The sequence below is a fragment of the Sphaerimonospora mesophila genome, from assembly GCF_001417795.1.
In the GTDB taxonomy this organism is placed as follows: Bacteria; Actinomycetota; Actinomycetes; order Streptosporangiales; family Streptosporangiaceae; genus Sphaerimonospora; species Sphaerimonospora mesophila.
The window spans coordinates 62,484-73,012 of the sequence record NZ_BCBX01000040.1 but is presented as its reverse complement, the minus strand read 5'-3'; the positions used below and the strand labels follow the sequence as shown (position 1 = coordinate 73,012).

10 protein-coding genes are annotated in these 10,529 nt (G+C 73.3%); 1 reads left to right on the top strand and 9 read right to left on the bottom strand.

Translation table 11 applies throughout. The annotated features are described in order from the left end of the window. The 8 genes from AP234_RS37375 to aceB form a co-directional block, all read right to left on the bottom strand. Window positions 1-494 (bottom strand): hypothetical protein (locus AP234_RS37375; RefSeq protein ID WP_055481561.1); only part of this gene is annotated, 494 nt, incomplete at its 3' end. Then, window positions 491-1,141: an RNA polymerase sigma factor gene (locus tag AP234_RS21820; protein WP_235558311.1), complete on the bottom strand. Its 651-nt coding sequence runs from the start codon at window positions 1,139-1,141 to the stop codon at window positions 491-493. The genes AP234_RS37375 and AP234_RS21820, both read right to left, overlap by 4 nt. Before the next feature lie 95 nt (window positions 1,142-1,236). Further along, window positions 1,237-1,449 carry a DUF2277 domain-containing protein gene (locus AP234_RS21815; RefSeq protein WP_055481560.1) on the bottom strand — a complete coding sequence of 71 codons (213 nt, stop codon included), beginning with the start codon at window positions 1,447-1,449 and terminating at the stop codon, window positions 1,237-1,239. Between the two features lie 116 nt (window positions 1,450-1,565). Next, complete coding sequence (locus AP234_RS21810) at window positions 1,566-2,297, bottom strand: IclR family transcriptional regulator (protein WP_055481559.1); 732 nt, start codon at window positions 2,295-2,297, stop codon at window positions 1,566-1,568. Continuing rightward, entirely contained in the window at window positions 2,294-3,604 is a 1,311-nt protein-coding gene (locus AP234_RS21805; RefSeq protein WP_055481558.1) for a heterodisulfide reductase-related iron-sulfur binding cluster, read from the bottom strand. The genes AP234_RS21810 and AP234_RS21805 overlap by 4 nt, the downstream gene beginning before the upstream one ends. Window positions 3,605-3,674: 70 nt before the next feature. Further along, window positions 3,675-4,985: an FAD-binding oxidoreductase gene (locus AP234_RS21800; protein ID WP_055481557.1), complete on the bottom strand. Its 1,311-nt coding sequence runs from the start codon at window positions 4,983-4,985 to the stop codon at window positions 3,675-3,677. Further along, the gene (locus AP234_RS21795) at window positions 4,985-6,454 is read right to left on the bottom strand and encodes an FAD-linked oxidase C-terminal domain-containing protein (protein ID WP_055481556.1); all 1,470 of its coding nucleotides are present in this window, start codon (window positions 6,452-6,454) and stop codon (window positions 4,985-4,987) included. Before AP234_RS21795 ends, AP234_RS21800 begins: the two co-directional genes overlap by 1 nt. A 33-nt stretch (window positions 6,455-6,487) precedes the next feature. Next, window positions 6,488-8,074, bottom strand: coding sequence for a malate synthase A (gene aceB, locus AP234_RS21790; RefSeq protein ID WP_055481555.1), 1,587 nt, complete (start codon window positions 8,072-8,074; stop codon window positions 6,488-6,490). A gap of 155 nt (window positions 8,075-8,229) precedes the next feature. Between aceB and AP234_RS21785 the strand changes: the two genes are divergently transcribed. Continuing rightward, window positions 8,230-8,913: a DUF4097 family beta strand repeat-containing protein gene (locus AP234_RS21785; RefSeq protein WP_063843046.1), complete on the top strand. Its 684-nt coding sequence runs from the start codon at window positions 8,230-8,232 to the stop codon at window positions 8,911-8,913. 224 nt (window positions 8,914-9,137) lie between these two features. Here AP234_RS21785 and AP234_RS21780 read toward each other — a convergent pair whose 3' ends face one another. Then, entirely contained in the window at window positions 9,138-10,493 is a 1,356-nt protein-coding gene (locus tag AP234_RS21780) for an FAD-binding oxidoreductase (RefSeq protein ID WP_055481553.1), read from the bottom strand. Window positions 10,494-10,529 lie beyond the last annotated feature (36 nt).

The following is a 10,529-nucleotide window of genomic DNA, read 5'->3' as shown; positions in this document are numbered from 1 at the left end:
AACGCACCGTACATCGTCTGCGAGCTGACCTTGATGAACTGGTCGTCCCGCGGGTTGAGGTCGGTGGCCGCGCGGGCGGCCCGGCCGAGCACCTCTTCCGCCGACACCTTCGCGATCTTCGGCAGCGCCACGACCACCTCGGGCCCCCCGCCCGCCTCGCCGCTCGCGCCGTCCCCCTGCGCCGATGGGAGCGGTGCCGCCGGAAGCCGTGCCGATGGAGGCTGCTCCGACGCTGGCTGGGCGACCGGGCCCGTGGCGGTGCCGTTCGGCATGACGGTCACGACCGTGACCGCCGCCGCCGCGACCAGCGCGGCGCCGCCGATCGCGAGGCCGTACGGCCGGCGGGAAACGGCACGCAGCACATCGCGGCCGAAGAGCCCGTGCCCGCGCGGGCCGTCCCCGGTCAGTCGCCGGCGCGCCGCCGCCCTGGCCGCCAGGGAGTAGGGCGGCGCCTCGGGCCGCTCACGGGCGATCATCCTGATCTCGTCGTTCACGGGGTGCCCTCCTCGGGAAGGTGGAGATGACGGCGGAGCTTGGCCCTGATCCGGTGGAGCCGTGACCGTACGGTGCCGACGGGGACGCCGAGCGCCTCGGCGGCCTCCTCATAGGTGAGGTCGGCCCATGCGATGAGCAGGAGGAGTTCGCGTTCGGCGGCCGACAGCCGGGCGAGCGCCGCGGCGAGGGCCGGCCGCATCGCTGCGGCGCTCGCCCTCTCGGCGGTGCGCTCCTCGTCGTAGGCATCCCCGCCCGGTGGCCTTTCTTCGCGGTTCGCCGCCCGGGCGAACGCCTTCAGCCGGCGCATCTCCGACCTGCGGTGGCCGGAGATGAGCCGGCTCGCGATGCCGTACAACCAGGGGCGGGCGTCCGGCCTGGCCGGGTCGTAGCGATGCCGCTTGCGGAACGCGAGCAGGAACGTCTCAGCGGTCACGTCGTCGGCATGCTCGGGTCCGAGACGCCGCCCGACGTAGGCGTGGATCTCGTCGGCGTGCCGGTCGAACACCCCGGCGAAGTCGTCCGGCCGGTCCAACGAGGCGCCGATCAGCTCGGCGTCGGACGGCTCGGCCAGCGGAGCCCGGTCCGGAACGCCCGGCGGCCACTGCGACACAGGCCGGGGGATGTCGGTGGCCGCGGTCCTCACCACCCGTTATGTCCGATCATTGGGGATTCCTTCCGTGGGCGCCCTCGCGCCCTTCACCCCCTACTCCGCCGCACGTCCGGATCCGGTTCCATCCGGGCTCAGCGGGCGCCGCGGACCCGGAGGGAGGCCAGCAGCGCCGTGCTGGCCTCGGTGATCGCCTCAACCGCTTGCTCGAAGGCCTCCGCGTTGTGCTGGGCGGGCGCGCGGAAACCCGAGATCTTCCGGACGTACTGCAGGGCCGCCGCGCGGATGTCCTCCTCGGTCACCTGCTCGGTGAACGGCGGGCGCAGGGTCTTGATGCTTCGGCACATGCGCCCATCCTCCCCGGTCGACCGGCCACTCGGGGAGAGCCGGTCGCCAGGAGATGTGCCCGGTCGCCCGGAGATGTGCCGGGTCGCCCGAGATGTGCCCGGTCACCCGGAGAAGGTCAGCCGAAGACGGCCGTGCCGAAGTCGTCGGCGGCCTTGCGCAGCATGGCGGCCAGTTCCTCGCGGTCGATCGCGTCGATCCGCTCGGCCGGCCCCGACACCGACATCGCCGCGAACGTCCGTCCACCGTCGTGCACCGGCACGGCCATGCAGTGCACGCCGTTCTCCTCCTCACCAAGGTCAAGCGCGTACCCCCGCGCCCGCACCCGGTCGAGCTCGTCGAGCAGCGCCTCGGCCGTGGTGATGGTCCGGTCGGTACGGCGCGGCAGCCCGGTGCGGCCGAGCACGGCGGCGGCGTCGGGCCGTTCGGCCAGCAACACCTTGCCGACGGCCGTGCTGTGCGGCAGCACCCGCCGGCCAACCTCCGCGAACATCCGCAGCCTGCGCGGCGACGGCACCTGGGCGACGTAGACGACGAAGTCGCCCTCCAGCACGGCCAGGTTGGCGGTCTCGCCGGACAGCTCCACGAGCTTCGCGAGGTACGGCTCGGCCCACACGGCGAGCATCCGCTCGGCCGCGCCGCCGATGCGGACCAGCGCGCCGCCGAGGGCGTAGCGCCGGTCGGACTCCTGCCGGACGTACCCGCGCGCCAGCAGCGTCCGCAGCAGCCGGTGGATGGTTCCGTACGGCAGGCCGGTGCGGGCGGCGATCTCCGAAAGACCGGCCTGCCCGCCGTTCTCGGCCAGCGCCTCCAGCACGTCCAGGGCCCGGTCGACGCTCTGCACGCTCACCGGGCCACTCCCCGCGCGCCCGCCGTGGCCGGACCGGGCACGCCCAGCGACTCCGGAGCACGGCCGCGCAGGGAGGCGTCGAGCACCTCGGCCGTGTGCGCGACCCGCGGCCCGCCGCCACCCGACCGGCGGACGGCGGCCATGATCTGCAGCGTGCAGCCGGGGTTGGCCGACACGAGCAGGTCGGCGCCGGTGGCGAGCACCCGTTCCGCCTTACGGTCGCCCAGCTCGCGGGCCGCCTCCGGCTGGAACAGGTTGTACGTCCCGGCCGATCCGCAGCAGATCTCCGACTCCGCGATCTCCCTCAGCTCCAGCCCGGGGATCGCGCGCAGCAGCTCGCGCGGCTGGGCCCGCACACCCTGGGCGTGGGCGAGGTGGCAGGCGTCGTGGTAGGCCACGGACATCGGCAGCGGGTGGCGCGGCGCGACCGGCCCCAGCTCGACGAGGAACTCCGCCAGGTCGCGTACCCGCAGCGCCCGCGCCCGCTCCGGCCATCCCTCGTCGCGCAGGGACGGGTCACCCGACAGCACCTCGGCGTACTCCTTCATGCTCGACCCGCACCCGGCGGCGTTGACCACGACCGTGTCGACGCCTTCGAAGGCGGCGATCGTACGTTTCGCGAACCGCCGCGCCTCGGCGTCCCGCCCGGAGTGGACCGACAGCGCGCCGCAGCACCCCTGCCGGGGCGGGATCACGACGTCGCACCCCTCCAGCGCGAGCACCCGCGCGGTGGCCGCGTTCACCCGGGGGAAGAACTCGCCCTGCACGCAGCCGGTGAGCAGGCCGACCCGGGCCCGGCGCCGCCCACGCGCGCCGACGAGCGGCGGCAGTCTCGGCACGTGCCGGGGCAGCGGGGGAGCGAGCTCGGCCATGGCGCCGAGGGACGGGTGCACGCGCTCCAGGAACGGCCGCAGCCGTTCGTTCAGCCGGAACCGCTCGCCCAGCCGCATCGGCAGGCGCAGCGCCCGGAGCCGGCGACGGTACGGGAACAGCGCGAAGACCAGGGCCCTGACCGCGCGGTCCTCCGGCGTGCGCACGTGCTCCCGCTCGACCGTGGCCCTCGTCTGCTCGATCAGCCGGTCGTACCGAACCCCGGAGGGGCAGGCGGTGACGCAGGCCATGCAGCCGAGGCAGGCGTCGAAGTGACCGGCCATCTCGTCGGTGAGCGGGGTGCCCTCGACGTGCTGGCCCATGAGATGGATGCGCCCGCGCGGGGAGTCCATCTCCTCGCCCCACAGGACATAGGTCGGACAGGTGGGCAGGCAGAACCCGCAGTGCACGCAGTCCTTGATCAGATCGGGGTCCATCGAACCGGCGCGGACGGATCTCCTGATTCGGCCATGATCCGCGCTCCCTCCTTTCCAGGAGTAATGACGGTCAGCGGACGCCTCCGGCGAAGCGGCCGGGGGACATCCGGTGGTCGGGGTCGAAGCGTTCCTTCACCCGCAGCGTCAGCTCGCGCCGGAGCAGCTCGCGCCGCGTCGACTCCCGCCCCCATGGGTCCGGCGCGGCCGCCGGGGGCACGGCCTCCGGGGACGTGAGCACCACGACCCGGCCGTCCAGGCCGCCGGCGTGGGCGACCTCGATCCGGGAGCGGAGCGGGTTCAGCAGCCCGGCCACCCGTTCGAGTCCGGCCCCGGCACTCGCAGCGTACAGGGCGACGTGCAGCACTCCGGCCGCGATCGAGCCGCGTACGGCCGCACCGGCCCCGGCGCGTCCGGCCGCCGCCATGAGGTCGAGGACGGCTCCGGGCAGGCGGGCCGGCGCCGCCCTGACCTCCAGCAGGAAACCGCCCGCGGGCCCGGCGGGCTCCGGCAGCCGCCCCCACCACGCGGGCGGCTCGTCCGCGATCAGTGCGCCGTCCCCGATCAGGTCGCGTACGGCCCGGGCGCGCTCGTCGGCGGCCGCGCCCTCGATCAGTACGGCCAGGCTCGGCGTGCCGCCGCTGTCGGGTCCTGGCCAGTCGAGTTCGATCGCGGCCGGCTCCTGCGTCGCGGCGGCGACGGCCGTCACCAGGGCGGCCAGGCGGTCCGGCGGGTAGGGTGCGCCGAGGCCGGCCGTCACCCAGGCGCGGGCGGCGGGCAGCGGCCGCAGGCGGAACGTGGCGTCCGCGATGACGCCGAGCGTTCCGTACGAGCCGGTGAAGAGCTTGCCGAGGTCGTAGCCCGCGACGTTCTTGACGACCTTGCCGCCCGACCGCGCGATCGTGCCGTCGGCCAGCACGACGGTGACGCCGATGAGCAGGTCGCGGGGGGTGCCGTACCGGAACCTGCGCGGTCCGGCGATCCCGGTGGCCAGCAGCCCGCCCACGGTGGTGCCGGGGACCGGCACGTCGAGGGCGAGCTCCTGACCCTCGGCGGCGAGCGCGGCCGCCAGCGCCTCCGTCGTCACCCCGGCCTGGGCGCGGACGACCAGGTCGCCGGCGGTGTGCTCGACGATCTCGTCGAGGCGCCCGGTGCCGATCACGACGTCGCAGCGTGACGGCGGCCCGCCCCAGCGCCGCTTGGTCCCGCCGCCCAGCGGGACCACGGCGAGATCGTGCGCCGCGCTCGCGCGCATCACGGCGGCGATCTCTTCGACGCTCTCGGGCAGGGCGACCCACCGGGGCGGCACGCCGGGAAGGCCGTCCGTGTGCCCTGCCGCGCGTACGGTCACTCCGCTCAGGCCGGGAAGGGCGGGGGCGCTCATCAGAACTGCTCCGCGAGGCCGGACTCCACCAGCGGGTGGACGCCCCGGCGCACTCCGGGGACCTCTCCGCACAGCCGGGGGGTGGGAAAGATCTTGCCGGGGTTGGACAGGCCCTTGGGGTCGAAGGCGCAGCGCACGAGCTGCATGGTGTCGAGATCGTCGGCGCTGAACATCCGGGGCATGAACCTGGCCTTGTCCACGCCCACCCCGTGCTCGCCGGTGATCGAGCCGCCGTGCTCGACGCACAGGTCGAGGATGCGGCCGCTGACGGCCTCGGCGCGCTCGCCCTCGCCCGGCACGCTGTCGTTGAAGAGCACGAGCGGGTGCAGGTTGCCGTCGCCCGCGTGGAAGACGTTGGCCACCCGGATGCCGAACTCCTCCTGCAGCCGGTCGATCCCGGCGAGCACCCCGGGCAGGGCCGTTCTCGGCACGACGCCGTCCTGCACGATGTAGGCCGGGCTGATCCGGCCGACGGCGGCGAAGGCCGACTTGCGGCCCTTCCAGATCGCGGTGCGCTCCTGCGCCGACGCGGCCACCCGCAGCTCGAACGCGCCGGCGTCGCGGCAGATCCGCTCCACCGTCGTGAACTGGCGGGCCACCTCGGCGGCCGGCCCGTCGAGCTCGATGACGAGCACCGCACCGGCGCCCGCGGGATAGTGGCAGGCGACGGCCGCCTCGGCCGCCTCGATCGCGAGCGCGTCCATCATCTCGATGGCGGCAGGGACGACCCCGGCCGCGATGATCGCGGACACGGCCCGGCCGCCGCCCTCGATGTCGTCGAAGGCGGCCAGCAGGGTTGTCACCGCCTCCGGCGCGCGCGACAGCCGTACGGTGATCTTGGTGGCGATCCCGAGCGTGCCCTCGGAGCCGATGAACGTGCCGAGCAGGTCGAAACCCGGGTCCTGCTCGGACAGCTCGACGATCTCCCCGTCCGGCGTGACGAGCTCGACCGCGATGACGTGGTTGACGGTGAAGCCGTACTTCAGGCAGTGGGCGCCGCCGGAGTTCTCCGCCACGTTGCCGCCGATCGAGCAGATCTGCTGGCTGGAGGGATCGGGGGCGAAGTAGTACCCCTGGTCGCGGACCGCCTCGGTGATCGCCAGGTTCGTCACCCCTGGCTCGGCCACCACCCGGCGGTTCGGGATGTCCACCTCCAGGACGCGCCGCATGCGCGAGGTGACGATCAGCACGCCATCGGTCCTGGGCAGCGCGCCGCCCGACAGCCCGGTCCCCGAGCCCCGGGCCACGAACGGCACGCCGTGCTCGTCGCACAGCCGTACGACGGCCGCGACCTGCTCGGCCGACTCCGGGAGCACCACCACCCCCGGAGTCGCCCGATGATAGGTGAGCCCGTCGCACTCGTAGGTCCGCAGGCGTACCGGATCGGTGATCAGCGCGTCCGGCGGGAACAGCTCACCCAGGCGCGCCGTCACCCGTCCCAGCGCCTCGGACCGTTGGACCTCGGGCATCGGACACCTCCTCACGTCGACGGCGCGTGCGGTCTACGGCATGCGCTCGTACGCGGGCAGCGTAAGGAACTCGGCGAAGTCGTCGTCAAGTGCGACCTCCTTGAACAGGGCGGTGGCCTGGGCGTAGAGACCCTCGTCGTAGCCGGGCTCCGCCGCGATCCCGGCCAGTTCCTCCTCGATGATGCGCTCGACGAGCTCGCGGGTCACGACCGCACCGGTGTCCGCCAGCTTGATGTCGTTGTGGATCCACTGCCACACCTGGGAGCGGCAGATCTCGGCGGTGGCCGCGTCCTCCATCAGGTTGTGGATGGCCACCGCGCCCAGCCCGCCCATCCAGGCGGCCAGGTAACGCAGCGCGACGTCCACGTTGCCCCGCAGCCCGGCCTCGGTGATCTGGCCCGGGGTCTTCGACACCGCGAGCAGGTCCTCGGCCGTGACGCGGACGTCCTCGCGGAGCCGGTCGAGCTGGTTGGGCCGGTCGCCGAGCACGCCGTCGAACACCTCGCGGCAGATCGGCACCAGATCGGGGTGGGCCACCCAGGACCCGTCGAAGCCGTCGCCGGACTCGCGGGTCTTGTCGGCCCGCACCTTCTCCAGGGCGACCCGGTTGACCTCGGGATCGCGCCGGGACGGGATGAAGGCCGCCATGCCGCCGATCGCGTGCGCGCCCCGCTTGTGGCAGGTGCGCACCAGCAGCTCGGTGTAGGCCCGCATGAACGGCGCGGTCATCGTCACCGCGTTGCGCTCCGGCAGCAGGAACTCCCGGCCCCGCGTACGGAACTTCTTGATGACGCTGAACAGGTAGTCCCAGCGGCCCGCGTTGAGCCCGGCCGAGTGCTCGCGCAGCTCGTAGAGGATCTCCTCCATCTCGAAGGCGGCCGGGTAGGTCTCGATGAGCACGGTTGCCCGGATCGTCCCCCGCGGCAGGTCGAGCAACTCCTGGGCGCGGACGAACACGTCGTTCCAGAGGCGCGCCTCGAGGTGCGACTCCATCTTCGGCAGATAGAAGTACGGCCCCCGGCCCTTGCTGAGCTGCCGCCGGGCACAGTGGAAGAAGTAGAGCCCGAAGTCGAGCAGCGAGCCCGATATCTCGGCGCCGTCCACCAGGACGTGCTTGTCCGGCAGGTGCCAGCCGCGCGGCCGGACGACCACCGTGGCGAGCTCCCTGTCCGGCTTCAGGACATAGTCCTTGCCGCCGGTGGAGAAGTCGATCGTGCGGTCGAGGGCGTCGCGCAGGTTGAGCTGCCCGCTGATCGTGTTCTCCCAGGTCGGCGTGTTGGCGTCTTCGAAGTCGGCCAGCCAGACCTTGGCCCCGGAGTTGAGCGCGTTGATGGTCATCTTGCGGTCGACCGGCCCGGTGATCTCCACGCGGCGGTCGGCCAGCCCGGGCGCCACCGGCGCGACCTGCCACTCCGACTCGCGGATGTGCTTGGTCTCGGGAAGGAAGTCGAGTGTCTCTCCGGCCGACAGCCGGGCCTGCCGCTCCTGGCGGGCGTCGAGGAGCCGGCGACGGGTCTCGTCGAACTCCCGGTGCAGGGCGGCCACGAAGTCGAGCGCTTCGGGAGTGAGGATCTCGTCGAACCGATCGAGCATCGGGCCCGTGATCTGAACGCCGTCCATCGAGGTCCCTTTCCACGATACGGAAACAAAATTCTAGATGATGGAATCGACGCTACCTCACGGTCTGCCGGGGGAACAAGGTAGGGGTGGCCTCAGGGCGGCCTCGGGGGAGTCCCCGATGGGCCGCGGCCGCGTGGGGCCGAAGAATGATGGCCATGAGACAGAAGCCGACGACCGTCGCCGCCGCCGGAGCCGTACTGGGCCTGACCCTCGCCCTCACCGGATGCGGGGCGGCGTTCGGCCTGAACGAGCGGGCCGAGCAGTCCTATGACGTGACCGACAAGGTGACCACCCTGGAGATCGGCACCGGGTCGGGCGAGGTCGTGATCGCCGGATCGGACCGGTCCGGTGTCCACGTCAAAGAGAGCCTGCGCTGGAGCGGGGACCGGCCCGCCGACGGGCACCGGGTGGACGGCGACACGCTGAAGCTGGAATACGACTGCAACACCTGCTCGATCGACTACCGGGTCGACATCCCGCGCGGCCTGGCCGTACACGTCGAGACCGGATCCGGTTCGATCACCCTGCGCGATCTGGCCGGCCGGGTGACGGCCTCGACCGGTTCCGGTGACATCGACACGAGAGGGCTGGCCGGTGCGGAGGTGTCGGCGGACACCGGGTCCGGCGAGGTCAGGCTCAGGTTCGCCGAGGCGCCCCGGCAGGTGTCCGTCGAGACCGGCTCCGGCGACGCCGAGGTCCGGGTGCCGGACGGCACCTACCGCGTGACCGCGGAGACCGGCTCGGGCGAGCGGAGCGTGGAGGTCGCCCATGACCGCGCCGCATCGCGCACGATCGTGGTGAAGGCGGGCTCCGGCGACGTCGCCGTACGCCGGCAGTGAGGCGGGGAACCTAGAACATCGGCCGAGTAATCGGACATCGCTGAGGAAGTCCCTGGTCGGCTCCGGTCGCTGCGCCGGGAGGAAGCTCCGGTCCGCTACCTGGCCCCACCGAGCGGGGCCCGGCGTGCGGTCCTCGCTCCCTCCCGCTCCGCTCCCTGCCCCCTCGGCTGAGGAAGTCCCTGGTCGGCTCCGGTCGCCGCCACCCCGGCTGGTCGACCGACCCGCTAGCCCAGGACGGGGTGGTTGCTGCGGAACACCCCGGCCGGGTCCCGGCGGCGCTTGATGTCGCGCAGCCGCGCCAGCACCTCGGCGGGGAAGGCGGAGGCGGCCTGCTCTTCCTCGTCCAGAAAGGTGAAGGGCTTGCGGCCGGTGGTGTGGGGCGTCATCGCCCGGCCGATCTCCGTCAGCCGGGCGGCGACGGCGCGCGCGCTCTCCGGCGTCGGGATCGGCCCGACCATCCCCAGCAGGTACGGCTCGGCGATGTGCCCGCACGCGCCGCCGCCCTCGGTGGGCCGGCTCAGCGCGCCGCCGAGATGACGCACCTGCACCGACACCAGCGGCGCGACGTCGCCGACCGCCGCGAGCAGGTCACCGGCGACCGCGTCGTCGAGCCCGGTCAGCAGTTCGCCGCGGGACAGGGCGGGCAGCGGCTCGGTCGGCTCGGCGCAGATGTCGCCCACGGCCTCCGGCGGCAGCGCGGCGCGCGTGTCGCCGATCACGCCGGGAACCGCCTCCAACCGCCGGAGCAGGGCCCGGCCCTCCTCCTCCACGCCGAGGAACGCGGTGTCGACCGCGACGGCGGTGAGACCGCGCAGCGGCTCCGGGACCTCGGGAAGCGGGGGAAAGCCGAGCATGGTGAACCAGACGGCCAGCTCCTCGGGGGCCGCGGCCGTCACCTCGCGGAAGGCGTCCATTACCTCCGCCGCGCGGTCGACCGGCCACAGCATCCGCCCGCCGTAGAGCAGGGGCGCCGGGTGCAGATCCAGCTCCAGCGCCGTCACCAGTGCGAAATCACCCCCTCCGCCGCGCAGGGCCCAGAACAGGTCCGGGTCGGCCTCGGCGGTGACGCGTACGGTCACGCCATCGGCGTCGATCACCTCCAGGGCGCGCACGTCGTTGGCGGCCAGGCCGTACCGGCGGCCGAACCAGCTGACCCCGCCGCCGAGGGTGTAGCCGGTGACGCTGACGACGGGAGAGCTCCCGGGCAGGCCGGTCAGCCCGTGCTTGCCGGCCGCGACGAGCAGTTCCTCCCACCGCACGCCCGCCTCCACCCGGGCGACCCGCTCTCCGGCCCGGACGTCGGTCCCGCGCAGCCGCCCGGTGCGAACCAGGATCGTCCCGTCCAGATGCGGCGAGGCGCCGTGCCCGCTCGGCTGCGCGGCCACGCCGAGCCCGGCCAGCTTCGCGTAACGGACGACGGCGGCTGCGTCGGCCGCGTCCTCGATCTCCACCACCGCCCGGACCCGCTGGTCGACGGCGCGGTTCCAGGGCAGGCGCGCGGTCTCGAACGCCTCGTCGCCGGGGAGGAGGACCTGCCCGCGTACGGTGCGCCGAAGATCTGCTCCGATGGTCGCTGTCATTTCTTCTCCTGCTCGGTTGCCCGGGGATTCCGTTCG

Bases quoted from the DNA above. Each gene is read 5' to 3' on its own strand.
- AP234_RS21800 (WP_055481557.1), bottom strand. From the start codon at position 4,985: ATGAGCGCCCCCGCCCTTCCCGGCCTGAGCGGAGTGACCGTACGCGCG.
- AP234_RS21805 (WP_055481558.1), bottom strand. From the start codon at position 3,604: ATGGACCCCGATCTGATCAAGGACTGCGTGCACTGCGGGTTCTGCCTG.
- AP234_RS21795 (WP_055481556.1), bottom strand. From the start codon at position 6,454: ATGCCCGAGGTCCAACGGTCCGAGGCGCTGGGACGGGTGACGGCGCGC.
- AP234_RS21815 (WP_055481560.1), bottom strand. From the start codon at position 1,449: ATGTGCCGAAGCATCAAGACCCTGCGCCCGCCGTTCACCGAGCAGGTG.
- aceB (WP_055481555.1), bottom strand. From the start codon at position 8,074: ATGGACGGCGTTCAGATCACGGGCCCGATGCTCGATCGGTTCGACGAG.
- AP234_RS21785 (WP_063843046.1), top strand. From the start codon at position 8,230: ATGAGACAGAAGCCGACGACCGTCGCCGCCGCCGGAGCCGTACTGGGC.
- AP234_RS21780 (WP_055481553.1), bottom strand. From the start codon at position 10,493: ATGACAGCGACCATCGGAGCAGATCTTCGGCGCACCGTACGCGGGCAG.